This window comes from Knoellia locipacati (assembly GCF_007992835.1).
Taxonomy (GTDB): domain Bacteria; phylum Actinomycetota; class Actinomycetes; order Actinomycetales; family Dermatophilaceae; genus Knoellia; species Knoellia locipacati.
In genome coordinates this window covers 567,453-593,277 of record NZ_BKBA01000008.1, presented here as the reverse complement: position 1 = coordinate 593,277, position 25,825 = coordinate 567,453, and the positions used below count along the sequence as shown (strand labels likewise).

Here is a 25,825-nt window from a genome sequence, read left to right as displayed (position 1 = left end):
TGCCGTGCTGTGTGAGATCAGGCTAGGGGGTGCGCGAGAGCGCGTGCAACGGAATTAACGAGGTGATTTGTCGACGGCGCAGCCTAGGCGCCGGAATCCGTTGCAGCAGAACCGGATTCGTCGGAAAAAATTGTCGCGGATTCGATGACGGACGACGGTGTCGCGCCACCCAGGATTGCCAGGACCTGGGGGCCGTAGAGGTCGAGCTTGCGCTGGCCCACGCCGCTGATCGCCGACAGCGCGGCCACGTCGGCCGGCGCCTGCTCCGCGATCGCGGTGAGGGTCGCGTCCGTGAAGACGACGAAGGCCGGCACGCTCGCCGCGCGTGACGTGGCCAGCCGCCACTCGCGCAGGCTCTCGAACAGCGCCTCGTCGTAGGTCGCCGGACACGTGGAGCAGCGTCCGACCGTGCGCTCCCCCGCCGTCTCGAGGTCCTTGCCGCAGGTGCGGCAGGTGCTGCGCCGGGCAACCTTGGGCGTCTTGGCGCCGGAGCCGCCGACGCGCGAGGACCGCTTGGGCTGCGACCGGGCGCCCTCGCCGAGGATGCTCGCCGTGCCGTCGAGGAAGCGTGAGGGGCGGCGCGTCGCCCGGGCGCCCGGGGTGCGCGCCCCCGACCACGAGAGGACGAGCCGGTCGCGGGCCCGGGTCACGCCGACGTAGAGCAAGCGGCGCTCCTCCTCGATCGCCTCGGGGGTGTCGGCCATCGCGATCGGCAGGTAGCCGTCGGAGCAGCCGATGAGGAAGACCGTCCCCCACTCGAGACCCTTGGCCGCGTGGAGGGATGCGAGCGTCACCCCCTGCACCGAGGGGGCGTGCTGCGCAGCCATCCGCTCGTCGATCTCACGCACGAAGGCCGGCATCCGCGCCTCGCCGTCTGCGGCGAAGAGGTCGTCGGCCAGGGCCGCGAGCGCTGCGAGCGACTCCCACCGCTCGCGGGCGGCGCCCCCGGCGACCGGGACCTCGCGGGACCATCCGGCCCCGAGGAGGACGTCCCTGACCAGCTCGGGCAGGAGCACCGAGCCGTCGTCGGAGCGCGCCGCGCCGCGCAGGAGCACGACGGCGTCGCGGACCTCCTTGCGCTGGAAGAAGCGCTCGCCGCCTCGCACGAGGTAGGGGATGCCGCGGTCCGCGAGCGCCGACTCGACGACCTCGGACTGCCCGTTGGTGCGGAAGAGGACGGCGATGTCAGCAGGGGCCGTGCCGCCGGCGACGAGGTCGGCGATCTGCGCGGCGACCGCAGCGGCCTCCGCGGGGTCGTCGTCGTGGTGGGCGAGCGTCGGCGTCGGCCCGGTCTGGCGCTGGGCCTCGAGGACCACCGAGCCGCTGCGCCGGCCACCGCTCGGGGAGCGCAGCACGAGGTTGGCGAGACCGACGATCTCGGGCGTCGACCGGTAGTTGCGGACGAGCTCGACCTGCCGGGCCCGGGGGTGGCGGGACCGGAAGCCGAGGAGGTGCGCCGGCGAGGCGCCGGTGAACGAGTAGATCGTCTGGGCGGGGTCGCCCACGACGCAGATGTCCTTGCGGTCGGCCAGCCAGAGGTCGAGCAGCCGCTGCTGGAGGGCGTTGACGTCCTGGTACTCGTCGACGACGAAGCTGCGGTACTGCTCCCGCACCGCCCGCGCGACGGCGTCGTTCTCCTCGAGGATGCCGACGAGCACGAGCAGGACGTCCTCGAAGTCGATGACCCCTCGCTCGGCCTTGACCTCCTCGTAGGCCGCCAGCACGCGCGCCATCGCGGTGAGGTCGAGCCCGGGCGCCTCGCGGCCGGCGGCGCGCGCCGCCGCGGCATAGGTCTCGGAGGTGAGCATGCTGACCTTGGCCCACTCGACCTCGGCCGCCAGGTCACGAATGCCCGTGCGGTCGAAGCGCATGCGCAGCCGGCCAGCGGCCTCGGCGACGGCCCCGGCCTTGTGCGGCATGACCTCGGGCGCCGCCCCGCCGATGGCCTGGGGCCAGAAGTAGTGCAGCTGCCGCAGCGCGGCCGCGTGGAAGGTGCGGGCCTGCACGCCACCGACGCCGAGGTCGCGCAGCCGCGTCCTCATCTCACCCGCCGCCCTGGCAGTGAAGGTGACCGCGAGCGTGCGCTGCGGCTGCTGCGCACCGGAGAGGACGGCATACGCGATCCGGTGGGTGATCGCGCGGGTCTTGCCCGTGCCGGCACCGGCGAGGACGACCATCGGCCCGGTGGGGTTGGCCGCGACCTCCCGCTGCTGCGGGTCGAGGCCGTCGAGGATCGCATCGGCGGAGGGGTGTGCAGGCAGGGTGGGCATCGGTGCGATCCTAGGTGTCGGGCCCGACCGCCCGACCTCGCCTTCCACAGGAGCGCCATGAGCACCCCGACCCCCGCCGCCGGCACCGTGACGATGTACTCGACGAGCTGGTGCGGCTACTGCCGCCGCCTCTCGTCGCAGATGGACCGTGAGGGCATCGCCTACGACGTCGTCGACATCGAGCGCGACGAGGACGCCGCGGTCTACGTCATGCAGGTCAACGGTGGCAACCAGACCGTCCCGACCGTCGTCTTCCCGGACGGCACGGCGGCCACGAACCCGTCGATCGGCGAGGTCAAGCAGCGCCTCGGCGCCTGACTCCCCCGGAGTCAGGCGCGCAGCGAGGCCTCCGGGGCGTCGAGCTCCTCGCCGTACCAGTGCTCGATGAGCCGTCGGGCGATCGAGATCCGGCCCGAGATGCGCAGCGACCCGTCGGCGACCGCCCGGGCGAGCTCCTCGCGCTCGAACCAGCGCGCCTCCTCGATCTCGTCCTGCTGGAGCACGAGCTCGGTCGAGACCGCCCGTGCGGTGAACCCGATCATGAGCGAGGAGGGGAAGGGCCAGGGCTGGTCACCGAGGTAGGTGACGTCGGTGACGCGCACCCCTACCTCCTCGTGGACCTCGCGCGCGACGGCGGCGGACAGGCTCTCGCCGGGCTCGACGAAGCCCGCGAGCACCGACATGCCCTGCGCCGCGAAGCCGACACCGCGAGCCAGCAGCAGCCGGTCGTTCTCGTCGACGACCGACATGATCACGGCCGGGTCGGTGCGCGGGTAGTGCTCGCTCCCGTCGGCCGGGCAGACCCGGATCCAGCCGGACTGCGCCGGCGTCGTCGGTGAGCCGCAGAGGGGACAGAAGCCGTGGCGCCCGTGCCAGTTGGCCAGCCCGGTCGCCGTGGTGAGGACCCCCGCGTCGAGGTCGTCGAGCCGGGCCCCGACCCCGCGCAGGCCCTGGCGCTGCGGTGCGTCGCCGCCGGGTGCGCTCGTGCCACCGGTCGCGCTGCCGTCGTGGGCCACCGACAGGACGTATGCCGCCCCGCCCGTCGGTGCGTGACCGAGGTAGGCGGTGAATCGGTCGCGGTCCTCGGGCACCGGTGATCGATAGCCCAGGCGCACCCGGCCCCCGTCCTCCTCGGTGACGGCGGTGCGACCGTCGACGAGCTCGAGCACCCGGGTGGTGGGGTCGTCGAGGAGCGAGGCGAGCAGGCCCGGGTCGCCTCGCAGCTCGCCGTGGCGGTCCAGACTCCCGCGAGAAAGGGCCAGGGACGGAAGACTCGCTGCTGCTCGGGCCACGTTGACCACCCTAGGGTGCGCTCACGGCATACGGTGAACGGGTGGAACGCACCCCGACCTTCCTTGCCGCCCTGGCCAGCGCTGCCGTCCCGGGCCTGGACCCGGTGAGCGTCGAGGCCCTGCCGAGCGTCCCCGACCAGGACTACGACGTCGCGTTCGTCCAGGACAGCGAGCACCGCCGCTGGGTCGTCCGCGCGCCGCGCAGCGAGGCCGCGGGTGCCCGGATGGACCTCACCGTGCCACTGCTGCAGATGCTCGCGCGGCGGCTGCCCTTCTCGATCCCCTCGCCCAAGGGCTTCGTCGAGCTCAAGGGGGGTGGCCGCGCGATGATCTATGCGTTCCTGCCCGGCCAGAACCTCGCCTTCGACGAGATGCCCCCCGGCCCCGGACCCGCGGCCGAGCTCGGGCGTGCCCTCGCCGCCCTGCACAACACCGACGTGCGCCTCTTCGACGAGGCCGGCATGCCGACCTACGACACCGACTCCTACCGCCGCCGGCGGCTCACCGAGCTCGACCGCGCCGCCGAGTCCGGCCGCGTGCCGACGGCCCTGCTCGCCCGGTGGGAGCACGCGCTCGAGGACGTCGCGCTCTGGCGCTTCGCGCCGACGTGCGTGCACGGCGACCTCACGGGCGACCAGGTGCTCGCCGTCTTCGAGGACGACAGCGACGCCTCGACGGGGCGCATCCGCGGACTCACGGGGTGGGAGGACGCCAAGGTCGCCGACCCTGCTGACGACTTCGCCGCGCTCGTCGACGAGGCGGACCCCGCCGCCCTCGAGACAGTGCTCGAGGCCTACGCCCACGCCCGCGTCGAGCGGCCCGACGGCAACCTCCTCGTGCGCGCCCGGCTGGCTGCCGAGCTCGGCGTCCTCGCCGAGCTCATGCGCGCCGATGCGCGGGGCGACGAGGCCGCCGTCGAGGGCCTCTCGAGCAGGCTGCGCCGGCTCGACGACGAGGTCCATGCCGAGGACGCCGACGACGACTACCGCCGCAGCTCGCTCACCCCGGTGGCGCTGCGCGGACGGGCAACTCCCCCGCCCGTGGTGGCCGACGAGGACGACGACGAGGACGTCGAGGTCGAGTTCGCACCCGTGGCGACGGACGCCGCGGACGACGCGGCGGACAGCGAGGAGCCGGAGGCCTCGGAGCCGGACGCCGGTCCGCACGCCGGCCCGGACGACGAGTCCGACGAGGACGGTCCCGACGACTCGAGCGGCTCCGACGTCGTCCCCGACGACGTCGCGACCGCGGACGACGCCGCATCCGACCGCGACGTCGACGAGCCGGCCACCGGCGCCACCCCGGAGCCGGCACCGCAGTGGCACGACTCGGACGACGAGCACGACGACGAGGTGACGTGGACGCCGCGCACGTTCGCCCGCTCCGAGCCCGCGGACGCCCCCGTCAGCCCGACGGCACCTCCGACAGCAGAGCGCTGAGCTCGGCCTCTCCGGCCAGCTCGGGCCAGACCGTCTCACCGGTCCCCGCGTAGTAGAAGGCGCCGCGGACCCGTTCCGGGTCCACCTCGCGCAGGCGCGCCCACGCGATCCGGTATGCCGCGAGCTGCAGTGCACGTGTGCGAGCCACCTCGCCGGTGGGCCTGCTCCCGGTCTTCCAGTCGACGATGACCCAGTCGGCGTCGTCGACGTCGCGGAAGACCGCGTCGACGCGCCCGCGGATGGCCACCCCGTCGACGACGGTCTCGAGCGAGGTCTCGATCTCGGCCGGCTGCCGGTCCGCCCAAGGGCTGGCGAGGAAGCGCTCGCGCATCGCCGGCAGCTCGTCGTCGGACAGCGGGTCCTCGTCGGCGCTGCCGGGCAGCTCGAAGATGTCGACGATGGCCGCCCGCGCGTAGTGCTCCTCGACCCACGCGTGGAACGCCGTGCCGCGACGCGCTGCCCTGGCCGGTGCCGACGGCATCGGACGGCGCAGCTCGGAGGCGAACCGTCCGGGGTCGGTGGCGAAGGCGACGAGCGACGACGTCGACAGGTGCGACGGGAGCTCGACCACGTCGGCGTGCCGGGCGGCGCGTGCGGCACGCTCGGCGAGGAGGACCTGGAGCTCCTGTCCCCAGGGCCCGTCGCCCGGGTCACGGTCGGTGTCCGGGACCGCGTCGAGCACGGCCCTGGCAGCCGGGAGCGCCCGACGTCGACGGTGGTCGAGGTGGTCGACCGGCCAGTGGAACTCCGCGCCCTCCTCGGTGCCGGGCTTGACGAGCACGGACCCGTCCTCGGGCGGCTCGGGCAGCTCCACCCACAGGCCGCGCCGGACGGGACCGACCGCGCCGTCGTCCGCGTCGCCCACTCGGGTGCTGTCCGCGGCACCGGCACCTCCCTCGGCGACCTCGAGCACCTCCTCGAGGAAGCGCGACGTCACACGCGGGGTCTTGGGGCGGCTCCACACGCTCGACGTGAGCAGGAGCGCGTGCCGCGCGCGGGTGGCCGCGACGTAGGCGAGGCGCCGCTCCTCGGCGATCGCGTGCCGCCCCCCGGCGACCGCGAAGTCCTCGAGGCGCTCGGCGAGGTCGTCCCACCCGTCGGCGCTGCGCCACCCCAGGTCGGGGAGACCGTCACGGTCGCCACGCAGCTCGTAGGGCAGGCCGCCGTCCTTGAGGCCGGCGAGCCACCCCTTGTCCTTGGGTGAGGAGATGCGCCACTCGCCGTCCTGGAACGCGGACGTGTGGAGGTTGTGCGCGGGGAAGGTGCTCTCGACCATCCCCGGGACGGCGACGACGTCCCACTCGAGGCCCTTGGCGGCGTGGATCGTCATGACCTGCACGGCGTTGGGCGTCGCGTCGGCGTAGCCGCGGTCGAGACCGCGCTCCTCGTCGATGGCAGCCTTGACCCAGTCGAGGAACCCGCCGAGCGTGGCCCGGTCGGCGCTCATCGAGAACTGGGCCGCGACGTCGCCGAACGCGTCGAGGTGTGCCCGTGCTGCCGCCGGCGTGTAGTTGGGCCGCGAGAGGACCTCGATGTCGAGGCCGAGCGCCTTCTCGGCCTCGAGCACGAGGTCGGCGAGCGGCAGGAAGGTCAGCCCACGCAGGCGCTGGACCGTCCTGCCGAGCCCGGCGAGACGGGCGGCGGCGACCTCGGACAGATGCTCACCCTCCGGGCCCACCCATCCTGCCGGCGGCAGGGAGTCGAGGGCCTCGACGATGCTCGGGGCGTCGGCGGCGTCCGGCGCGAGGTCCTTCTCGTGCCGCGCCACGGGACCACCGCGACGGTGCTGCTGGTCGCGCGACCAGGCCGCGAGCGCGTCGAGGTCGGCGATGCCCAGCCGCATCATGGGGCCCGACAGCAGGCGGACGAGGTGGTCGCCACGCGATGGGTCCTGCACGACGTGGAGGAGGGCGACGACGTCCTCGACCTCGGGCGTGAGGAGCAGGCCACCGAGCCCGACGACCTCGTGGGGGATGTCGTGCTCCTCGAGCGCCGCCGTCACCGTGGCGAACTCGGCGCGCTTGCGGCACAGCACTGCGGCGCTGACCTGCCCCCGGGCCCGCTGCGCCGCCAGCCAGCGGGCGACGTGGTCGGCCTCGTCGGCGGAGGTGAGGAGCCGGGACGCCTCGACCGACCCCGGCCCGGCGCCGGGCCGTGCCGACAGCGGCTCGACGGGGACCCGGGACGTGTCGCGCAACGGCCCTGCGAGGTGGTTCGCGACGTCGAGGATCGCGGAGTCGTTGCGCCAGCTCGTCGACAGGTCGCGCTTCTGGGCCGGCTCGGGGTCGGCGAACTCCTCGGCGAAGCGGGTCAGGGTCGTCGCGCTGGCTCCGCGCCAGCCGTAGATCGACTGGTGCGGGTCGCCCACCGCGGTGACCGCCGACGTCTCACCGGGCGCGACGTAGAGCGCCTTGAGCAGCGCCAGCTGCGCCTCGGAGGTGTCCTGGAACTCGTCGAGCAGGACGACGCGGTGGCGGGCCCGCTCGATCGCCCCGATGTCGTCGAAGGTCATCGCGAGCCTGGCCGCGAGCGCCATCTGGTCGGCGAAGTCCATGGCGTCGCGGGTGCGCTTGAGCCGCGCGTAGTCCTCGACGATGGGCACGACGGCCCGTCGCAGCCTGAGGTTGTCGAGCTCGGCCCGCGCCGGGTGTGCCTTCTTGCGGGTGTCCCCGCGCTCCATGTCCTCGAGGTGCGAGATGACCCGGTCGAGGTGTGCCGCAACGGACTCGGCGCTCTGGAGGTGCTCGGCCATCTCACCCGCGAGGTCGACGACGGCGGCGGTGACCGTGGACTCGGCCTTCTCGACGTCGTCCATCGGGCCGTCGTAGCGCGCGACGGCCTCGTGCGCCGTCTGCCAGGCGGCCGCCTCGGAGAGCAGGCGGGTGTCGGCCTCGTAGCCGAGGCGGAGGCCGTGCTCGCGGACGAGCCGGCCGGCATACGAGTGGTAGGTCGAGACGCTGACGTCGGCACCGAGGGACGGCGCGCCGTCGTCGTCGGCGGGGGTCCACAGGCCGACCCGGCGCAGCTGCGCGAGACGGCTGCCGATGCGGTCGGCGAGCTCGGTCGCTGCCTTGCGGGTGAAGGTGAGGCCGAGCACCTCGTCGGGCTCGGCGAGCCCGTTGGCGACGAGCCACACGACGCGGGCGGCCATGGTCTCGGTCTTGCCGGAGCCGGCGCCGGCGATGACGAGGAGCGGCTTGAGAGGCGCCTCGATGACGGCCGTCTGCTCCGGGGTCGGCAGGTGGGGCAGACCGATGGCCTGCGAGACATCGGCTGCGGAGTAGCGCAGCGCCACAGCGGGGCTCGTCACAGGGCCCTCCCCTCGGGCTGCGCCGGGCAGGAGCTGCGGACCGGGCAGGTGCGGCACACGTCGTCGCTCGGGGTGGCGGTGAAGGTCGCGCCCGCCATCGCCTCGCCGGTCTCGCGCACCAGGTCCTCGGCCCACCCGGGGTCCTCGTCGCGCGACAGCGGTGGCTGGACCTGGATCGTCGTCCTCTGGCCGGCCGCCTTGCCGAGGTGAAGCAGGGCCGCGCCCGCGGACGTCGGCTCGACCCCGAGGTGGCCGAAGGCGCCGGTCGTCACGGCGAGCTGGTAGGCACCCAGCTGGGCGTGGCGGGGGACGTCGTCGGCCCTGGGCTTGCTCGAGCCGGTCTTGTAGTCGATGACCCGGACGGCGCCGTCGCGGTCGACGTCGAGCCGGTCCACGCTCCCCCGCAGCTGCACCCGCCCGAGCTCGACCCTCATCGACTCCTCGGCGGCGAGCCGGCGCCACCCGGCTGCGCTGTTCTCGTCGAAGAAGCGGGCGAGGCGGTCGAGCATCCGTCCGGCCTCGCGTCGCTTGAGCTCGGTCGACCAGCCGGGCGGGAGCCCGAGGCGCGCCCACCGCTCGTCGAGGAGACCTCGCATGGTGGGCGCGTCGGCATCGCCCTCGGCCGCGATCTCGTGGATGAGGGTGCCCACGTCACGCTGCCCGATCATCGGGCCGTCGCCGCCGGCGGAGGTGAGCGCCCACTTGAGCTGGCAGGAGCCGAACGCGTCGATGGTCGAGGGCCGGACCCGCACGACGTCGTCGGGACCCCGGCGCGGCCGCTCGTCGGAGATGCCGTGGAGCACCCACCAGCTGGCGGGGTCGGCGCCGGGCACGCCCTCGCGCGCCAGGCGCGCGAGGGCGGTGATGGCCGCTCCCCGGCGCGGGGCGTCGTCGGACACGATGTCGCGCCGCAGGGCACCGACGAGCGAGGGCAGGGTCATCGGCCGGGCCCAGTCGCTCACCTCCCGGCGCTCCACGTCGTCGGGCAGCGGCGAGACGACCTCGAGGTAGGGAGAGGGCTGCTCGTCCTCGCTGCGCACGGCGGTGACGAGCAGCTCGCGGGTGGCACGCGACACGGCCACGTGGAAGAGACGGGTCTCGTCGTGGCGCACGGCCGCCAGCGCGGCACGGTGACCACCGGCACGTCCGCGCACCACATCGACGAGGTCGGTCGAGCCGAGCAGCGAGCCGCGCAGCCGGAGGTCGGGCCAGCTGCCCTCCTGGACACCGGCGACGACGACGAGCGGCCACTCCCGCCCGGCTGCGGCCTGGGGGGTGAGGAGGGAGACGGTGTCACCGGCGGGCGCGCGGGCCGCGAGCGTGTCACCGGGGACGTCCTGTCCGAGGACGTGCTCGAGGAAGGCCTCGGGCGAGGACCCGGGCAGCCGCTCACCGAACGTCGCGGCGGCGCGCAGGATGGCCAGGACCGCGTCGAGGTCACGGTCGGCGCGTGCACCGGCGGCTCCCCCGGCCAGCGCGGACTCCCGCCACGGTGCCGCGAGCCCGGAGGCGTCCCACATCGCCCAGAGGATCGCCTCGGCACTCGTCCCGACGGCCCAGGTGCCGTCCGGCGAGGCACACGCGGCGACACCGGCGAGGATCATGCGGCCCACGCGCTGCACCGACCGGCCCTCGCCGCCGAGCCGGCCGTGCACCGCCGGGCGGAGCAGGACCTCGGCGAGCAGCTCGTCGCTCGTGCGTGACCCACCGGCGTCGAGCTCGTCGCGGCGCAGCGCACGTCGCAGCCGCCGCAGCTCGACCGGGTCGGCGGCACCGAGCGGCGACACGAGGACGTCGAGTGCGACGTCGACGGGCACCGCGTCGGTGCGACCGAGCCCGAGGTCGATGACGACCCGGAGCAGAGCGAGGAGGGGTCGCACGGCGGGCTCGTCGCGCACGGGCAGCTCGGCCTCGGCGGCACTCACGGGCACCCCCGCCGACTGCAGCGCCCGCCGCAGGGCGGCGCTGCGCGCCTGGCCACGCACCACGACCGCCATGTCGGCCCACGACACCCCGTCGAGCAGGTGCGCCGCCCGCAGGCGGGACGCGACGAACCCGGCCTCCTGGCTTGCCGACCGCAGGAGGTGCACCTCGGCCCCACCCCCCGGACCAGCGGGCTCGACCCGGCGGTGCGAGGCGTCACCGAGGACGCCGATGTGGCCCGCGACCGCACCGGTCACCTCGAGCAGGCGCTCGGGGAGGCGGTGGCTCGAGGGCAGGACGACGGTCGGGCCGTCGCCGAGCACGGCCCACTCGCGGGCCAGCAACGACGGGTCACCGCCGCGGAAGGTCTGCGTCGCGCTGTCGGGGTCGCCGAGCAGGACGATCCCCGCCGAGGGGGCGACGCGCCGCAGGACCTCGAGGAGCCGCAGCGCGGCGGGTGTCATCTCCTGGGCGTCGTCGACGACGACGAGCCGCAACGAGCCGGTCGCGGCGTCGGCGAGGTCCGGGTCGTCGTCGAGGGCACCCGCGGCCGCGCCGAGGATGAGGGCGGGGTCGAACGCGCCCGGCGTGAGCAGCGCGGTCACCTCGTCGTACTCACGCAGGAGGTAGGCCCCGGCGACCCACTCGTCACGGTCGTGCTCGCGGCCGAGGCGCTCGAGGTCGTCGGCATCGAGCCCCAGCTCGACGGTGCGCATGAGGAGGTCACGCAGCTCGGCCCGGAAGGCGCGAGTCGGCAGGGCGAGACGCACCCGCTCGGGCCAGCGCGGGCCCGGCGTCTCACCGGTGGCGTGGCCGGCGAGCAGCTCGCGCAGCACGACGTCCTGCTCGGGTCCGCTCAGCAGGCGCGGTGGCTGGTCCCCGGTGAGCGCGGCGTGCGCACGCAGCACGCCGAACCCGAACGACGGGAAGGTCCGGGCGAGCGGCTCGGTCGACGTGCCACCGACGCGGGCGGTCACGCGGTCGCGCAGGCGGGCCGCCCCTCGCCGCGAGGCCGCGAGCACGAGGCACTGCTCGGGCCTGAGGCCGTCACGGACCTGCGCGGCGACGAGCTCGACGGCCACGGTGGTCTTGCCCGTGCCCGGAGCCCCCAGCACCCGCAGCACGCCGCTCCCCCGCCAGTCGACGACGGACTGCTGCACGGGGTCGAGGGTGGGCACGACGACCTCGGTGGTCGCAGCGCGTCGCAGGGTCAGCACCGACTGATCCCATCACGTCCGACCGACACGGCCGCAAGCCCTCGAGTGGTCAGTACGTCGGCTGCGTCGGGTCCACGTCGCGCACCCACGCGAGCACCCCACCGGTGACGTCGACGGCGTCGACGCCCTCGGCCCGGAGCCGCTCCACCGCCTCCGCGGACCGCGCGCCGCTCTTGCAGTGCACGAGCACAGGTATGCCGTGCGCGACCTCCGCGAGCGCCTCGCCACCGCGTGCGCGCACCTCCCCCAAGGGCACGGCGAGCGCGCCGGGGATGACGACGACGTCGCGCTCCCCCGGCTCGCGCACGTCGACGAGGACGAACTCGTCCGAGCCCGACTCCCGCGCAGCCAGCCGGGTGGCGAGGTCGACGACCGAGATCGACGGGAGCGAGGGCCTCGCGGTGCCGGCCCCGTCGCCCGACGCCTCCTCGGCCCCGTCCTGCGAGGACTCCGTCGCACCGATGCCGAGGGGGCGGCGCGGGTCCGCACCGGCACCGCAGACGACGCAGTCCGGGTTCGCCGCCACCGGGAGGGTGCTCCACTCCTGCCGCCAGGCGTCGTGGACCAGGAGCCGTCCGACGAGGGGCTCGCCACCGCCGATGAGGAGCTTGACGACCTCCTCGGCCATGACCGACCCGATCGTCCCGACGCTCGCACCGAGGACCCCACCGGTCGAGCACGACGGCACCGCACCCGGGGGTGGGGGCGACGGGAAGACGCAGCGGTAGCACGGGCCCACCCCGGACCACCAGACGCTCACCTGCGCGTCGTGCTGGTACACCGAGCCCCAGACGTGCGGCACGCCGAGGCGGGCGCAGGCGTCACCGACGAGGTAGCGCGTGGGGAAGTTGTCGGCCCCGTCGACGACGACGTCGTGGTCGGCGACGAGGTCGAGGACGTTGTCGGCGACGAGCCGCTGCGAGACGGGCCGCACCTCGACCTCGGGTGCGAGGAGGGCGAGCGCCTGCACGGCGGAGTCGACCTTGGCGCGTCCGACGTCGGCGATGCCGTGCAGGACCTGGCGCTGGAGGTTGGTCGCCTCGACCACGTCGTCGTCGACGACGGTGAGTCGCCCGACGCCGGCCGCGGCGAGGTAGAGCAGGACCGGCGACCCCAGTCCTCCGGCGCCCACGACGAGGACCCGGGCCGACCGCAGACGGCGCTGCCCCCGGTCCCCGACCCCCGGGAGGATCACGTGGCGTGCGAACCTCGTCCGCTCGGCAGGTGAGAGCTCCTCGCCGACGGGGGCGAGCGGCATACGGGCGCTCGGCCCGCCGGAGGCGTCCACACAGGTCACGATACGTCGCTGGCTCCGCAGGCCCCTTCGCGGACCGTACGATGACGCGGACCACAGGAGAACGACACGGCAGACAGGAATGTCATGGACCCGAGCACTCCCCGCGGCCAGCGCATGCCACGATCCGAGCGCCGCGCCCAGCTCCTCGAGGCGGCGCAGGCAGTCTTCGTCGAGCGCGGCTACCACGCGGCGGCGATGGACGACATCGCCGAGCACGCCGGTGTCTCCAAGCCCGTGCTCTACCAGCACTTCCCCGGCAAGCTCGAGCTCTACCTCGCGCTGCTGGACCAGCACTGCGACACCCTCGAGCGGCTCGTCCGCGAGGCATTGGCCCGCCCCACCGAGGACAACAAGGACCGCGTCGCGGCGACGATCAGCGCCTACTACGACTTCGTGTCGCGCGAGGGTGCGGCCTTCCGGATGGTCTTCGAGTCCGACCTCACGAGCGTCCCGCAGGTCCGCGCCCGCCTCGACAGTCTCGAGCTGTCCTGCGCCGAGGCCATCGCCGACGTCATCGCCGAGGACTCCGGCATCCCCGACGAGCAGGCGATGCTCCTCGGTGTCGGCCTCGCCGGCATGGCCCAGATCACCGCCCGGCACTGGCTCGCCGCAGAGTCCGACCTCGCCCGTGACGACGCCTGCGCGCTCGTGAGCGCCCTCGCGTGGCGCGGCATCGGGTCGCTGCCCCGGACGGGCGGGGAACGTTCGGAGGCCGCGCACGGTTAGCCTCTCGTGAACAGGTCCACGGCCCTCGCCGCGCGACCATCACGAACCGAAGGGAAGCAGACCGTGGAGGTCAACATCGGCGTGCAGAACGTCGCACGCGAGATCGCACTCGAGACCGACGCATCCGCCGACGAGGTCGCGCAGGCCATCGACGCCGCGCTCGTCGACGGAGGGGTGCTCCGGCTCACCGACTCCAAGGGCCGACAGGTCCTCGTCCCCGGCCGCGCGCTGGGCTGGGTCCAGGTCGGCGAGTCCGAGAAGAGCCGGGTCGGCTTCGGCCAGATCCGCCCCGACCACAACGAGTGAGACCGGCTCCTGGAAAACCGGCCTGACCTGCCGCGATGACGATCGCGCCGGCTCGAAAATGAGCCCACGCGCTCCCCGTCGTCAGAGCAATTTGTGGCATATGGTCGAAGAGTTCAAGGCCACCATCCAGGTGGCCGACCTCGTGCCCGACAGGGCCAGAAAGGAGCGGTTCCCGTGATCGGAACCATCATCGGCGCCATCATCGTCGGTGCCATCATCGGAGCGCTGGCGCGGCTCGTCCTTCCGGGACGACAGAGCATCTCGGTCCTGGTGACCGTGATCCTCGGAATCCTCGGCTCGCTCATCGCCTCCTGGCTCGTCTACCAGCTGGGCTACAACAACGGCAACGGCGGGTTCCAGTTCATCCCGTTCCTCGCCGGCATCGTCGTGGCCGCCCTCCTCATCGTGGGTTACGGCATGGCCACCGGCAAGAAGCAGGTCTGACGCTCCGGCGCACACCAGCACGCATGACGAAGGCCCCGACCGCAAGACGGTTGGGGCCTTCGCCGTCCGCGGGAACGAGCACACACGTGGGCGATGCGTGCGTGTGCGACGAAGGAGCGCCTAGCGCGCGTCGCACACGTGTGTGCGACGCCGTGGGCCGAGGATCGGACCCGAAGCGTCAGGCGGTGAGGCCGAGCCGCGCCATCCGCTCGGTGTGCCGGTCGGTGAGCCGGGTGAACATCTCACCGATCTCGGTGAGGTCGGCTCCGCCACCCACGAGCAGGGCGGTGAGGGCGTCGCGCTCCACGGCGACCGACTGCCCCTGGCTCAGCGCCTCGCCGAGCAGGCGACGGCCCCACAGGCTCAGCCGCCCCTTGGCCGTGGGGTCGGTCTTGAGGGTGTCGCGCACGACACCGACGATGAACTCGCCCGTGCCAGCGTCGTCGAGCGCGTGGTCCATGACGTCGCGCGTGCGCTGGTCCACGAACGAGGCCATCTCGCGGTAGAAGTCCTTGGCGATGCCGTCGCCGACGTAGGCCTTGACGAGTCCCTCGACCCAGCTCCGGGGCCTGGTGCGGTCGTGGAAGGCGGAGAACGGCGCCACGAACGGCTGCATCGCCACCTCGGCGTCGATCCCCAGGTCGTCGAGCCGCTCCACGAGCAGCTCGTACTGGCGGTACTCGGTCGAGGCAAACCCGGCCATCTGCGCCTTGATCCGCAGCGACGGCGCGAGGTCGGCGTCGGTCGCCATCCGGAGGCAGGCCGTGAGCTCGCCGTAGGCGAGCACCCCGAGGAGGTCCACGACGGCAGCGCGGTATGCCGGGTCGTCCAGTCCCTCGGGCGGGTTCGTCTCCATGACGCGCAGCCTAGCGATCCGCCGGTGGCCGGGCGGACGGCATACGCACGGTAGGCTGGGAAGGTCCACGGTGCCCGGTCGGCACGACGAACATCAGTGTGAGGGCCTCACGTGAGCGCCCGCCCGAAGACCTCCGATCGGCCCGCCACAGCGGCGACGAGCATTGCGCGCGTGATGCCGCCGATCAGAGAGTTCCCATGACTGACAGCCAGACGATCCCTGCCGACCCCGCGACCGCGGAGGCCATCCCCGACGAGGCCGCCATCGAGGCGACCAAGCAGGCGACGGCGGTCGAGCAGACCTTCGCCGACTTCCCGATCCACCCCGACATCGTGTCGGCCCTCGCCGCGCACGGCATCACGACGCCGTTCCCGATCCAGGCGATGACCCTGCCGGTCGCGCTCTCCGGGCACGACATCATCGGTCAGGCCAAGACCGGCACGGGCAAGACGCTCGGCTTCGGCATCCCGCTGCTCAACAAGACCATCGCCCGCGGCGACGACGCCTGGGAGGGCTTCGCCCACCAGGGCAAGCCGCAGGCGCTCGCCGTCGCCCCGACCCGCGAGCTCGCCGTGCAGGTCGCCGCGGACCTCGAGCGCGCCGGCAAGACCCGTGGCATCCGCGTCCTGACCGTCTACGGCGGCCGCGCCTACGAGCCGCAGATCGAGGCCCTCCAGAAGGGCGTCGAGGTCGTCGTCGGCACGCCGGGTCGTCTCATCGACCTCGCCAAGCAGGGTCACCTCGACCTGTCGCGCTGCAAGACCGTCGTGCTCGACGAGGCCGACGAGATGCTCGACCTCGGCTTCCTGCCCGACGTCGAGAAGCTGCTCGCGATGACCTCCCCCGCCCGGCAGACGATGCTCTTCTCGGCCACGATGCCGGGTGCCGTCGTCGCGCTGGCCCGTCGCTACATGACGCAGCCGACCCACATCCGCGCCATGCAGGAGGGCGAGGGTGACACCTCGCAGACCGTCAAGGCCGTCACCCAGCACGTCTACCGCGCGCACGCCATGGACAAGGTCGAGATGCTCGCCCGCATGCTCCAGGCCAACGGCCGCGGCCTGACCATCGTCTTCAGCCGGACCAAGCGCACCGCCGCCAAGGTCGCCGACGACCTCGTCGAGCGCGGCTTCGCCGCCGCCTCCATCCACGGCGACCTCGGCCAGGGCGCTCGCGAGCAGGCCCTGCGTGCGTTCCGCTCCGGCAAGGTCGACGTCCTCGTCGCCACCGACGTCGCGGCCCGCGGCATCGACGTCGAGAACGTCACCCACGTCATCAACTACCAGTGCCCCGAGGACGAGAAGACCTACATCCACCGCATCGGCCGCACCGGTCGCGCGGGCCAGACCGGCATCGCCGTGACCTTCGTCGACTGGGACGACCTGCACCGCTGGACGATGATCAACAAGACCCTCGACCTCGGCATCCCGGACCCCGAGGAGACCTACTCCTCCTCGGACCACTTCTACGAGCAGATGGACATCCCGCGCACCGCCAAGGGTCGCCTGCCCAAGTCGGCCCAGACCCGCGCCGGACTCGACGCGGAGACCCTCGAGGACCTCGGCGAGACCGGCAAGTCCGGTGGCCGTCGCCCGGCCGGTGGCCGTGGCGGTTCGCGTGACGGTGGGTCCCGTGACGGCGGCCGTGGCCGTGGCTCGCGCGACGGCGGTTCGCGCGACGGTGGCTCGCGCGACGGCGACCGGTCCCGTGGCGGCGAGGCGCGCACCGGCACCGGCGGGTCCGCCGAGGGCTCCGACGCCCCGCGCCGCAACCGGAGCCGTCGCCGCACCCGCGGTGGCAAGCCGGCCGGCGCGACCGACTGAGACCCACCCCGCGAGGGTGACCGGCCGGCATACGGCCGCTGTTGCCCCGCCCGACACGAGGCCCGTCCCGCACTGTGCGGGGCGGGCCTCGTGCGTTGCGCGGCGCCATCCGGGTGGGCGGGTCGAGCGTCGGGTCCGTCGCGCACAGCGACCGCCGGCGTCCCAAGGACGCCGACGGTCGCGTGTGACGACCCGCCGTGGCGGGTGCCGGTCAGGCGGGGATCGTCGAGGTGTCGATGACGTAGCGGTAGCGGACCTTGCCCGCCACGACCTCGTCGTATGCCGCGTCGATCGTCGTCGTGTCGCTCGCGTCGAGCGTCTCGATCGTCGCACCGAGACCGTGCTCGGCGCAGAAGTCGAGCATCTCCTGGGTCTCGCCGATGCCACCGATGTTGCTGCCGGTGAGCACCTTGTTGCCGCCGATGAGGGCACCGGGGTTGACCGAGAGCTTGTTCGGCGGGAGGCCGACGTTGACGAGGGCGCCGTTGGGACGGAGCAGCCGGACGTAGGTCTCCATGTCGAGGTCCGCGCTCACCGTGTTGATGATGAGGTCGAAGCTGCCCTTGGCCGCCTTCATCGCGTCGTCGTCGCTCGTGGCGATGTGGTTGCTCGAGCCCAGCGCCTTGGCGTCGTCGGCCTTGGCCGACGAGCGCGAGAGCGTCGAGACCTCGGCGCCCATGGCGGCGGCGAGCTTGACGGCCATGTGTCCGAGGCCGCCGACACCGACGACGGCGACCTTCTTGCCCGGGCCGGCGCCCCAGCGGCGCAGCGGCGAGTAGGTCGTGATGCCGGCGCAGAGCAGCGGCGCGGCCTCGTCGAGCTCGATGCCGTCGGGGATGCGCAGGACCATGCGCTCGGTGACGACGATCTGCTGGCTGTAGCCGCCGGCAGCCCACTCGCCGTCGTAGTTCTGGCTGTTGTAGGTGCCGACCGAGCCGTTGGAGCAGAACATCTCCTGGCCGTTCTTGCAGTTCTCGCACTCGGTGCAGGAGTCGACGAGGCAGCCGACGCCGACCCGGTCGCCGACCTTGTACTTGGTGACGCCGTCGCCGACGGCGCTCACGGTGCCGGCGATCTCGTGGCCGGTGACGATCGGGTAGTGCGCGGCACCCCACTCGTCGCGGACGGTGTGGATGTCGCTGTGGCAGATGCCGGCGAAGGCGACGTCGATCCGGACGTCGTCGTCGCGCAGGTCGCGGCGCTCGAGGTCCACGGCCTCGAAGGGAGCGCCGGCAGAGGGGACGGACAGAGCTCGTGTGGTGGTGGGCATGCCTCCACCGTAACCCCGCTCACGACCCCCTCCGACATTCGGCCGAGGGCGGGATCTCGGCCCGGCTAGAGCTGCGGCAGCAGGCTCTTGGCGACCTCGCGGTAGGCGCGCGCGCCCTTGGACGTGCGCGACGTCGCGAGGATCGACCGGCCCACGGCGGGCGCCTCGGCGAACCTCACGGTGCGCGGGATCGGCGGCGACAGCACCGGCAGCTGGTAGCGCTCGCCCACGTCGGACAGGACCTCTTGGGCGTGGTTGCTGCGACCGTCGAAGAGGGTGGGCAGGATGCCGACGACCTTGAGCTTCTTGTTGAGGAAGCGCTTGACGTCGGCGACGGTGTCGAGCAGCTGGCCGACGCCGCGGTGGCTGAGCATCTCGCACGGCATCGGGATGATGAGCCCGCTCGCCGCGGTGAGGGCGTTGAGGGTGAGCACCCCGAGGCTCGGCGAGCAGTCGACGAGGATGACGTCGTATTCCTTGCGCACCGGCTCGAGCGCGGTCTGCAGGACGTACTCGCGGGCCGGTCGCCCGAGCAGCACGGCCTCGGTGCCGGCGAGGTCGATCGAGCTGGGGACGAGGTGGACGCCGTCCTCGCACTCGACGACGACGTCCTTGATCTCGACCTGCCCGAGCAGGACGTGGTGGATCGACTCCTCGACCTCGTCGGGGTCGACACCGAGGCTGAACGTCAGGCACGCCTGAGCGTCGAGGTCGACGAGCAGGACCCGCTTGCCGAGCTCGGCGAACGCGGCGCCGAGCGAGGCGACCGAGGTCGTCTTGGCGACGCCGCCCTTCTGGTTGGCGACGGCGAGGATCGTGGCGCCGGCGGCGCGCTTGCGAGGGGGCACGTGGTGTCCTAGCGGGAAGAGTGGGTATGCCGGCCCACGCAGAGCGTGGGACCCGCGCCCCAGTCTCTCAGTCCGCGCCGGTCCCGGTGTCCACCCCGAGGGTGGTGTCGGCCACGGGCGGCAGGACGAACTGCCCGACCGGCCCAGGGTTCCAGGCGATCTCCCAGCGGAACCCGTCGGGGTCGGCGAAGTAGCCGGTGTAGCCGCCCCACTCGCGCTCGACGCCGTCGGAGACCTCGCTCGCGCCGGCGGCACGGGCGTCTGCGAGCACGTCGTCGACCTGGCCGCGCTCGTGCACGTTGTGGCTCAGCGTGATCGGGACGACTCCGGGACCGGTCTGGGCCGGCGCACCGACCTCGGCCTCGAAGTGCGCGCGGTCCCAGAGTGAGAGCACCGTCAACGGCCCTGCCCGGAACATGAGCACCTCGGACGGGTCGTGGAACTCCGGGGTCCAGCCGAGCCCGTCGACATAGAACCGGTGCGAGGCGGCGAGGTCCGCGACGGCCAGGGTGACGAACGAGACACGCTGCTCCATGCCCGGCCTCACTCCCCCGCCGGCGTCGCGCCGTGGAAGACGGCCTCGACGTTGTTGCCGTCGGGGTCCCTGACGAAGACGGCGTAGTAGCCCGGGTGGTACTCCGGCCAGAGCCGGGGCTCGTGCAGCGTCTCGGCACCGAGGCCCTTGGCTGCGGCATGGAAGGCGTGCACCGCGTCGACGCCCGACGCCGTGAAGCCGATGTGGGTCTCGCGGTTGGGACCCTCGACCTCCGGCTCCGCCAGCCAGAAGTCGGGGCTCTCGCTGCCGTAGCCGACGGCGACGCCGACGTCCATGACCCGGCGGTGGCCGAGGGTGGCGAGCACCGCGTCGTAGAAGCGCTTGGAGGACTCGAGGTCGGCGCAGGTGATACCGATGTGGTCGACGATCATGGGCCCAGCCTCGCACCGTCCGCCGACAGGGAACCGTCGAACGCCGAGTCCCGTCGAAGGGGCATGTCGACGAGGGCGAGGACCGCAGCGGCGGGGGTGCTGCTGCTGCTGTTGTCGGCACTGCTGGCGTCGTGCGACGCCGGCTCGCACGCTCCGCACGCGTCGGCCGACGCGGCGTCCCCTGCTGGCGGCACCGTCGGCACCGGCGCCTCCCCGTCCCCTGGCGCGGACCTGGTGTGGACCTCGGCGATGGTCATCCAGGGCTCCCCCACGCAGGAGCCCGTGCTCTGTGTCGGCGCGATCCTGGAGTCCTACCCACCCCAGTGCGCGGGGAGCCTGCGCCTCGTCGGCTGGGACTGGGACCAGGTGACGAACGAGACCGTCGAGGGGGACGTCACCTGGATCGACACGACCTATGTCACCGGGACCTACGCGGCGGGGACCTTCACCCTGAAGCGTCCGCCGAGCGACTTCCCACCGGCCGGGGCGGTGGTGGAGGCACCGGCGGCACGCGACCCCTTCCCACAGCTCTGTGACGACCCGCTGCGCGGCGCTGCCGACAGCCGGGCCTCGGGGGTGCGAGCCGACACCAGGGCGAGCGACGCACTGAGCCGACACCTCGAGACGATGGAGGGCTACGTCGGCTCCTGGGTGTCCGGCCGTCGAGGAGCCACCATGAACGTGCTCGTCACCGATGACCCCGAGAGAGCCCATGCCGAGGCACGCACCCTGTGGTCCGGCGGCCTCTGCGTGGAGCAGCGAGACGGGGCGACCCGCGCTGAGATGGTGTCCGCCCAGAAGGCGCTGTTGGCCCTACCGCAGGACCCCGGCCAGTGGCTGGGTGGCGGGCCCGGCGCGGACGGGCGGCTGGGCGTGAGCGTCACCCTGGCCGATCCCGCCACCGTGGCCGAGATCCACCGGGTCGTGGCGCCTTGGCTGTCACCGGACGACGTCACGATCTGGGCTCGTCTCCGACCCGTGGGGGGCTGAGCCCTCAGCCGACCTCGACGGCCCGCGGGACCTCGGTGGGCTCGAGCGCGGCCCACCCGGACTTCTCGGGGCCTGCCGTCTGGCCCTCGGGGCAGTGGGCACGGAAGTCGCACCACGTGCACAACGGCCCGACGACCGGCGGGAAGAGGGTCGACTCGACACCCCGCTCGGCGTAGTCCGCGTCGGCGCGCTGCGCGTCGCGGGCGATCGACTTGGCCTCGTCGACCTTGCGGGTCAGCGACTCCGGCGTGTGGGTGTGCTCTACGACCTCGCCGGAGGTCACGTGGTGGAGCTCGACCCGCAGGCAGGGGCGACGGAACATCTTCCAGACGGCCGCGGCATACAGGGCCATGGGCAGTGACGTGCGCGCATCGGTCTCACCGAGCGGCTTCTGGCTCGTCTTGTAGTCGACGACGACGAGCTCGCCGTCACGGTCGTCGAGCCGGTCGATGCGCCCGGTGACCCGCAGCGCCCCGCTGACGAACGACACGGTGCGCTCGATGCCGGTGGGGTGGTCGTCGGGGTCGACGCCCGCGAGGTATGCCGTGACGTGCTCCTGCGCGCGCCGGCGCCACTGCGCGGACTGCTCGGGGTCGCGGAAGCCGACGTCGATCCACGACTCGCGCACGAGCTCACGCCCCGCGGACGCGGTGCGCCGGTCACGGGGCAGGTCCCACCAGTCACGCAGGGCGTTGTGCACCGCGAGCCCGAACGACGTGTGGGCGCGCTGCGGGCGCTGCTCGGGTCGTGGCCGGTCGAGGTACTGCATCCGGTAGCGGCGCGGGCAGTCGACGAGGGCGAGCAGGCGTGAGGGGCTCGCGGCATACAGCTTCGGCGGCATGCCCGCGAACTCGTCCTGCACCGGTCGCCCGGCTCCCACCTGCGTCACGACGCCAACCTAGTCAGCCGCGCCGACATCCCTCGCGAGTCGTTCACAGGCTCAGCTGAAGACGACCGTGCGGTCCTCGTTGAGGATCACCCGGCTCTCGCAGTGCCACCGCACCGCGCGCGCGAACACCCGCGACTCGACCTCCTCGCCGGCGGCGACGAGGTCCTCGGCGTCCATGCGGTGGTCGACGCGGTGGATGTCCTGCTCGATGATCGGGCCCTCGTCGAGGTCGGCCGTGACGTAGTGCGCGGTCGCGCCGATGACCTTGACGCCGCGCGCGTAGGCCTGGTGGTAGGGCTTGGCGCCCTTGAAGCTCGGCAGGAACGAGTGGTGGATGTTGATGACCCGCCCTCCGAGATCGCGGCAGAGGTCGTCGCTGAGCACCTGCATGTAGCGGGCCAGGGTGATGAGCTCGACGTCGTGCTCGGTGACGAGATCGCGCAGCTGCGCCTCGGCCTCGGTCTTGGTCTCGCGCGTCACGGGGATGTGGTGGAACGGGATGCCGTACGAGCGCGCCATCGGCTCGAGGTCGGTGTGGTTGCTCACGATGCCGACGATGTCGGCGTTGATCTGCCCGGACTTCCAGCGGAAGAGGATGTCGTTGAGGACGTGGCCGAACCGGCTCACCATGACGAGCGTCCGGTATGCCGTGGACGCCGGTCGCAGCTCCCAGGTCATGTCGAAGTCCGTTGCGACAGAGGCGAACTCGCTCCTCCACGCCTCGACGTCGAGGTCGACCTGCCCCGTGGCGAACCGCACGCGCATGAAGTAGCGGCCGGTGCGGTGGTCGCTGAACTGCTGGCTCTCCTCGATGTTGGCCTGCCGCTCGAAGAGGTGCTGGCTCACCGCCGCGACGATCCCCGGACGGTCGGGGCACGACAGGGTGAGGACGAGGTCGCCCTCGTCCTCGATGTTGATGCGCCGAGTCACGGCATCGCTCACGGTTCCACCACTTTCACGCCTGAGGACTGCTCGACGATACGTGACCACTCGCGCGGCTCCGTGGTGCGCTCTCCGAGACGGTTGAGCTTGCCGGTCCCGTGGTAGTCGCTGCTCCCCGTGACGACGAGGTCGTGGCGCTGCGCCAGGCGGACGGCGCGCTCGACGTCGGCCGGCTCGTGGTCGCGGTGGTGGGCCTCGATCCCGGCCAGGCCCGCCGCCGCCAGCTCGGCCACCAGGTCGTCCGAGACGGTCGCGCCGCGCATCGCGAACGGGTGTGCGAGGACCGGCACTCCCCCGGCGCTGCGCACCAGCTCGATGGCGTCGACGGGATCGGGGGCGTAGTGGCCGACGTAGTACCTGCCGCGGTCGTGGAGCAGGTCCCGGAACGCCTCGTCGCGGTCGGCCACGACCCCGACGGACACGAGAGCATCGGCGAGGTGCGGCCGGCCGAGCGTCGCGCCGGGCGCCAGCTGGGCACGTACCTCCTCGACCGACACCGGTATGCCGTCCGCGGCCATCCGCTCGATCATCCGGTCCATCCGGCTCACCCGGCTGTCGCGGGCCCGGGCCAGCTCGATGACGAGCCGCGGGTCGTCCGGGTTCGGCAGGTAGCCGAGCAGGTGGATGCTGCGGTGGGTGCGGCTGCACGAGATCTCGATGCCCCGCACGAGCCGGACACCGTGGTGGAGGGCGGCCCCGACGGCCTCCTCCCAGCCCGCGGTCGTGTCGTGGTCGGTGAGGGCGATCATGCCGAGCCGCACGGCCCTGGCCTCGGCGACGAGCTCGGTCGGGCTCTGGGTGCCGTCGCTCGCGGTCGAGTGCGTGTGCAGGTCGATCCTCACGCTCCGTACCCTAGGCGGGCCATGCACCGGGTGAGGGGACCCGGCGCCGGAGTGGGCGTGCAGGACGTCGCCTCTGAGAAATGGCGAGCCCGTGGAGGGCGAGGACTCGGCGTCGACGACCCGAGCTTCTGACGACATCCCGGACCGACCATGACAACCTTTCGGACCGGACGCCCGTACCTAGGGCGTCCGGTTCGATGGTGATGGAGAAGAGGTGGTGTCGTGAGCAAGCGGGATGACGGGTCGTTCGACGAGTTCATGCGGTCGAGCTCCCCACGGCTGTTGCGCCTGGCGTGGCTGCTCACGGGCGGCGCGAACAGCGCCGAGGACCTCGTGCAGGAGACGCTCGAGCGCGTCTATGTCGCCTGGCCACGGATCGAGGCCGGGGGGACCCACAACTACGCGCGACGCGTGCTCGTCAACCTCCACACCGACAGCCACCGCCGACGCTGGCGCGAGTCGCTCACCTCGGACGTGCCCGAGACGGCGCTCGCCGACCGCACCGACCAGGTCGTCCTCGCCGACCACCTCACGGCCGCGCTCGCCCAGCTGCCGGTCCGCGAGCGCCAGTGCGTCGTCCTGCGCCACCACGCCGACCTCTCCGAGCGCGAGGTCGCCGACACGCTCAACATCAGCACGGGGACCGTGAAGTCCTCGACCTCCCGTGGCCTCGCCCGCCTGCGCACGCTGCTCGTCCCCGAAGGAGACCGTCATGTCTGACCCGATCCTCGAGCTCCTCGCCGCTCCCCCGTCGCCCGCGCTCTCGGTCGACGAGAACGCCGTGCACACCGGCGGTCGGCGTCGCCTGCGCCGCCGCAACCTGCGCCGGGCCGGGCTCGGCGCCGGTGCCGCGGTCGCCGCCGCCGCGATCGCCTTCACCCCCCTTGGCTCCGGCCTCGGCGGGGAGGCCCTGCCAGCCGGACCTTCGACCTCCGTCGACGCCGGTCGGCGCGTGTCCGCCGCCCTGTTCGACGGCGACTGGTCCGTCGAGGTGCGCCCGGGTGCCCCCGCTGACCAGCCCAACATCATGTTCTACAAGGGCTCCGGCACGTCACGACAGCAGCTCGCAGGGTCGAGCGCAGACGCCACCGTCGTCTCCCTGGGCACCGGCTCGGGCGCCGAGGGCGTCATGCTCGGCACGGCCCCCGCCGACGCCACGGCGTTCCTCACCATCACGCGCGACGGCACGCACGGCGGGATCGAGACCGACCAGCAGCCGCTGCCGGGGACCGCGTACCAGGCCGTCGCCCTGAAGTTCGACGACCCCAAGGAGGTCGACTCCTACGTCGACACGATCTGGACCAACGCCGACGACGAGGTGCGCACGGCGACCGGATCCCTCCTGCCGAGCGTGCCGACCAACGACGGCGACCGGTTCTTCGTCGCGCAGGACGCCAGCACCATCGGTGTCTTCATGGCCGACGGCAGCGGTGGGTCGACGCGTCCGCTCACCACCGGTGAGAGCACGACGATGGGCTACGGGCAGAAGCCCGACGACGGCGAGTGGTCCTGGAGCTCGGTGACGCTGCTGCCGGAGGGCGCGCGCGACGTGAGGCTCGAGTGGGCCAACGCCACCCGCACCACCGACGTCACCGTCCGCTCACTCGGCAGCGCGGAGGTCGCATTCGCCGAGGCGTCGGCACCCGGCGCCGGCGCCGGACCTAGCGTCACCGCGGTGAGCTGGACCGACGCGGCGGGCACCCGGCATACCGAAGCGGTGAAGTAGGGCTCAGACGACGAGGTGCGCGTACGGGTCGGGACGCTCCGACTCGCTGCGCAGGATGCAGAACTCGTTGCCCTCCGGGTCCAGCAGCGTCACCCAGCCCGAGCCGGGCGGACGTCCCGGCAGGTCGCGCAGGTCCTGGTGGAGGGTCGCACCGTGGGCGAGGAGGCGCTCCACCTCCTCGTCGCGTGTGCGGTCGGTCGGCGTGAGGTCGAGGTGCAGACGGTTCTTCACGGTCTTGCCCTCGGGCACCTCGATGAAGAGAACCCGCTGGCGACCGTCGGGGCTGAAGATCATGCACTCCTCGTGGCCGGGGAGGTTCGGGTCCTTCGGGTCCTGCGACCAGCCGAGGACTTCGCTCCACCAGTGCGACTGGTCGTGGGCGTTGCGGGAGTCGACGGACGTGTGCGAGATGCGTGAGGTCATGGGCGTCACTGTCGCACCGTGGAACGCGCCGCGGCCACCGGATTGCCGACACTCAACCTTTGGCG

General features: G+C 72.9%; 23 protein-coding genes. 9 read left to right on the top strand and 14 right to left on the bottom strand.

Annotated elements, in window-relative coordinates; all coding sequences use genetic code 11:
* Nucleotides 1-83: 83 nt before the first annotated feature.
* Nucleotides 84-2,270 carry an ATP-dependent DNA helicase UvrD2 gene (locus KLO01_RS11095; RefSeq protein WP_147065011.1) on the bottom strand — a complete coding sequence of 729 codons (2,187 nt, stop codon included), beginning with the start codon at nt 2,268-2,270 and terminating at the stop codon, nt 84-86.
* 57 nt (nt 2,271-2,327) lie between these two features.
* Between KLO01_RS11095 and KLO01_RS11090 the strand changes: the two genes are divergently transcribed.
* Nucleotides 2,328-2,588 carry a mycoredoxin gene (locus KLO01_RS11090; RefSeq protein WP_147065009.1) on the top strand — a complete coding sequence of 87 codons (261 nt, stop codon included), beginning with the start codon at nt 2,328-2,330 and terminating at the stop codon, nt 2,586-2,588.
* 11 nt (nt 2,589-2,599) lie between these two features.
* On the opposite strand, the gene nudC is transcribed toward KLO01_RS11090, so the two are convergent.
* Nucleotides 2,600-3,562 (bottom strand): NAD(+) diphosphatase, encoded by a 963-nt coding sequence (gene nudC / locus KLO01_RS11085; protein WP_147065007.1) that lies wholly within the window; start codon nt 3,560-3,562, stop codon nt 2,600-2,602.
* Nucleotides 3,563-3,603: 41 nt separating this feature from the next.
* On the opposite strand from nudC, the gene KLO01_RS11080 reads away from it, so the two are divergent.
* Nucleotides 3,604-5,001, top strand: coding sequence for a macrolide 2'-phosphotransferase (locus tag KLO01_RS11080; protein ID WP_186828008.1), 1,398 nt, complete (start codon nt 3,604-3,606; stop codon nt 4,999-5,001).
* Here the strand turns inward: KLO01_RS11080 and KLO01_RS11075 are convergent.
* From KLO01_RS11075 to KLO01_RS11065, 3 genes are read right to left on the bottom strand one after another with little or no spacing between them, the layout of a single operon-like run.
* Nucleotides 4,967-8,311 carry an ATP-dependent helicase gene (locus tag KLO01_RS11075; RefSeq protein ID WP_147065005.1) on the bottom strand — a complete coding sequence of 1,115 codons (3,345 nt, stop codon included), beginning with the start codon at nt 8,309-8,311 and terminating at the stop codon, nt 4,967-4,969. The two genes, KLO01_RS11080 and KLO01_RS11075, sit on opposite strands and share 35 nt — an antisense overlap.
* On the bottom strand, nt 8,308-11,451 hold the full coding sequence (locus tag KLO01_RS11070) for an ATP-dependent helicase (RefSeq protein WP_147065003.1): 3,144 nt from the start codon (nt 11,449-11,451) through the stop codon (nt 8,308-8,310). Before KLO01_RS11070 ends, KLO01_RS11075 begins: the two co-directional genes overlap by 4 nt.
* A 49-nt stretch (nt 11,452-11,500) precedes the next feature.
* Complete coding sequence (locus KLO01_RS11065) at nt 11,501-12,739, bottom strand: ThiF family adenylyltransferase (RefSeq protein WP_307725666.1); 1,239 nt, start codon at nt 12,737-12,739, stop codon at nt 11,501-11,503.
* 93 nt (nt 12,740-12,832) lie between these two features.
* Here KLO01_RS11065 and KLO01_RS11060 point away from each other — a divergent pair, with 93 nt between their 5' ends.
* From KLO01_RS11060 to KLO01_RS11050, 3 genes are all read left to right on the top strand, one after another.
* On the top strand, nt 12,833-13,474 hold the full coding sequence (locus KLO01_RS11060) for a TetR/AcrR family transcriptional regulator (protein WP_147065000.1): 642 nt from the start codon (nt 12,833-12,835) through the stop codon (nt 13,472-13,474).
* Between the two features lie 63 nt (nt 13,475-13,537).
* Nucleotides 13,538-13,780: a DUF3107 domain-containing protein gene (locus KLO01_RS11055; protein WP_147064998.1), complete on the top strand. Its 243-nt coding sequence runs from the start codon at nt 13,538-13,540 to the stop codon at nt 13,778-13,780.
* 174 nt (nt 13,781-13,954) lie between these two features.
* On the top strand, nt 13,955-14,224 hold the full coding sequence (locus KLO01_RS11050; protein ID WP_147064996.1) for a GlsB/YeaQ/YmgE family stress response membrane protein: 270 nt from the start codon (nt 13,955-13,957) through the stop codon (nt 14,222-14,224).
* A gap of 178 nt (nt 14,225-14,402) precedes the next feature.
* Here KLO01_RS11050 and KLO01_RS11045 read toward each other — a convergent pair whose 3' ends face one another.
* Nucleotides 14,403-15,080, bottom strand: coding sequence for a ferritin-like fold-containing protein (locus tag KLO01_RS11045; RefSeq protein ID WP_147064994.1), 678 nt, complete (start codon nt 15,078-15,080; stop codon nt 14,403-14,405).
* A 197-nt stretch (nt 15,081-15,277) separates the two neighbouring features.
* Between KLO01_RS11045 and KLO01_RS11040 the strand changes: the two genes are divergently transcribed.
* Nucleotides 15,278-16,903 carry a DEAD/DEAH box helicase gene (locus tag KLO01_RS11040; protein ID WP_147064992.1) on the top strand — a complete coding sequence of 542 codons (1,626 nt, stop codon included), beginning with the start codon at nt 15,278-15,280 and terminating at the stop codon, nt 16,901-16,903.
* A gap of 211 nt (nt 16,904-17,114) precedes the next feature.
* Here the strand turns inward: KLO01_RS11040 and KLO01_RS11035 are convergent, their stop codons facing one another.
* From KLO01_RS11035 to KLO01_RS11020, 4 genes are all read right to left on the bottom strand, one after another.
* Complete coding sequence (locus KLO01_RS11035; RefSeq protein ID WP_147064990.1) at nt 17,115-18,173, bottom strand: NAD(P)-dependent alcohol dehydrogenase; 1,059 nt, start codon at nt 18,171-18,173, stop codon at nt 17,115-17,117.
* A 65-nt stretch (nt 18,174-18,238) separates the two neighbouring features.
* Nucleotides 18,239-19,021 carry a ParA family protein gene (locus tag KLO01_RS11030; RefSeq protein ID WP_147064988.1) on the bottom strand — a complete coding sequence of 261 codons (783 nt, stop codon included), beginning with the start codon at nt 19,019-19,021 and terminating at the stop codon, nt 18,239-18,241.
* A 67-nt stretch (nt 19,022-19,088) separates the two neighbouring features.
* Nucleotides 19,089-19,556 (bottom strand): VOC family protein, encoded by a 468-nt coding sequence (locus KLO01_RS11025; RefSeq protein ID WP_147064986.1) that lies wholly within the window; start codon nt 19,554-19,556, stop codon nt 19,089-19,091.
* A gap of 8 nt (nt 19,557-19,564) precedes the next feature.
* Complete coding sequence (locus tag KLO01_RS11020) at nt 19,565-19,948, bottom strand: VOC family protein (RefSeq protein ID WP_246136151.1); 384 nt, start codon at nt 19,946-19,948, stop codon at nt 19,565-19,567.
* Between the two features lie 63 nt (nt 19,949-20,011).
* On the opposite strand from KLO01_RS11020, the gene KLO01_RS11015 reads away from it, so the two are divergent.
* The gene (locus KLO01_RS11015) at nt 20,012-20,938 is read left to right on the top strand and encodes a hypothetical protein (RefSeq protein ID WP_147064984.1); all 927 of its coding nucleotides are present in this window, start codon (nt 20,012-20,014) and stop codon (nt 20,936-20,938) included.
* Between the two features lie 4 nt (nt 20,939-20,942).
* Here the strand turns inward: KLO01_RS11015 and KLO01_RS11010 are convergent, their stop codons facing one another.
* Genes KLO01_RS11010 through KLO01_RS11000 form a run of 3 tightly spaced genes read right to left on the bottom strand, consistent with a single transcriptional unit; the run spans nt 20,943 to nt 23,611 of the window.
* Nucleotides 20,943-21,827 (bottom strand): RecB family exonuclease, encoded by an 885-nt coding sequence (locus tag KLO01_RS11010; protein ID WP_222611968.1) that lies wholly within the window; start codon nt 21,825-21,827, stop codon nt 20,943-20,945.
* A gap of 51 nt (nt 21,828-21,878) precedes the next feature.
* Entirely contained in the window at nt 21,879-22,769 is an 891-nt protein-coding gene (gene purU, locus KLO01_RS11005; RefSeq protein WP_147064982.1) for a formyltetrahydrofolate deformylase, read from the bottom strand.
* Complete coding sequence (locus KLO01_RS11000) at nt 22,766-23,611, bottom strand: PHP domain-containing protein (protein ID WP_147064980.1); 846 nt, start codon at nt 23,609-23,611, stop codon at nt 22,766-22,768. The genes purU and KLO01_RS11000 overlap by 4 nt, the downstream gene beginning before the upstream one ends.
* A 222-nt stretch (nt 23,612-23,833) precedes the next feature.
* Between KLO01_RS11000 and KLO01_RS10995 the strand changes: the two genes are divergently transcribed.
* Complete coding sequence (locus KLO01_RS10995; protein ID WP_222611967.1) at nt 23,834-24,331, top strand: SigE family RNA polymerase sigma factor; 498 nt, start codon at nt 23,834-23,836, stop codon at nt 24,329-24,331.
* The gene (locus KLO01_RS10990) at nt 24,324-25,337 is read left to right on the top strand and encodes a hypothetical protein (RefSeq protein ID WP_147064978.1); all 1,014 of its coding nucleotides are present in this window, start codon (nt 24,324-24,326) and stop codon (nt 25,335-25,337) included. Before KLO01_RS10995 ends, KLO01_RS10990 begins: the two co-directional genes overlap by 8 nt.
* 3 nt (nt 25,338-25,340) lie before the next feature.
* Here the strand turns inward: KLO01_RS10990 and KLO01_RS10985 are convergent, their stop codons facing one another.
* Nucleotides 25,341-25,760: a VOC family protein gene (locus KLO01_RS10985; RefSeq protein ID WP_147064976.1), complete on the bottom strand. Its 420-nt coding sequence runs from the start codon at nt 25,758-25,760 to the stop codon at nt 25,341-25,343.
* Nucleotides 25,761-25,825: the final 65 nt, after the last annotated feature.

Bases quoted from the DNA above. Each gene is read 5' to 3' on its own strand.
- KLO01_RS11095 (WP_147065011.1), bottom strand. From the start codon at position 2,270: ATGCCCACCCTGCCTGCACACCCCTCCGCCGATGCGATCCTCGACGGC.
- KLO01_RS11090 (WP_147065009.1), top strand. From the start codon at position 2,328: ATGAGCACCCCGACCCCCGCCGCCGGCACCGTGACGATGTACTCGACG.
- KLO01_RS11060 (WP_147065000.1), top strand. From the start codon at position 12,833: ATGGACCCGAGCACTCCCCGCGGCCAGCGCATGCCACGATCCGAGCGC.
- KLO01_RS11045 (WP_147064994.1), bottom strand. From the start codon at position 15,080: ATGGAGACGAACCCGCCCGAGGGACTGGACGACCCGGCATACCGCGCT.
- KLO01_RS11040 (WP_147064992.1), top strand. From the start codon at position 15,278: ATGACTGACAGCCAGACGATCCCTGCCGACCCCGCGACCGCGGAGGCC.
- KLO01_RS11035 (WP_147064990.1), bottom strand. From the start codon at position 18,173: ATGCCCACCACCACACGAGCTCTGTCCGTCCCCTCTGCCGGCGCTCCC.
- KLO01_RS11025 (WP_147064986.1), bottom strand. From the start codon at position 19,556: ATGGAGCAGCGTGTCTCGTTCGTCACCCTGGCCGTCGCGGACCTCGCC.
- KLO01_RS11020 (WP_246136151.1), bottom strand. From the start codon at position 19,948: ATGATCGTCGACCACATCGGTATCACCTGCGCCGACCTCGAGTCCTCC.
- KLO01_RS11015 (WP_147064984.1), top strand. From the start codon at position 20,012: ATGTCGACGAGGGCGAGGACCGCAGCGGCGGGGGTGCTGCTGCTGCTG.
- KLO01_RS10990 (WP_147064978.1), top strand. From the start codon at position 24,324: ATGTCTGACCCGATCCTCGAGCTCCTCGCCGCTCCCCCGTCGCCCGCG.
- KLO01_RS10985 (WP_147064976.1), bottom strand. From the start codon at position 25,760: ATGACCTCACGCATCTCGCACACGTCCGTCGACTCCCGCAACGCCCAC.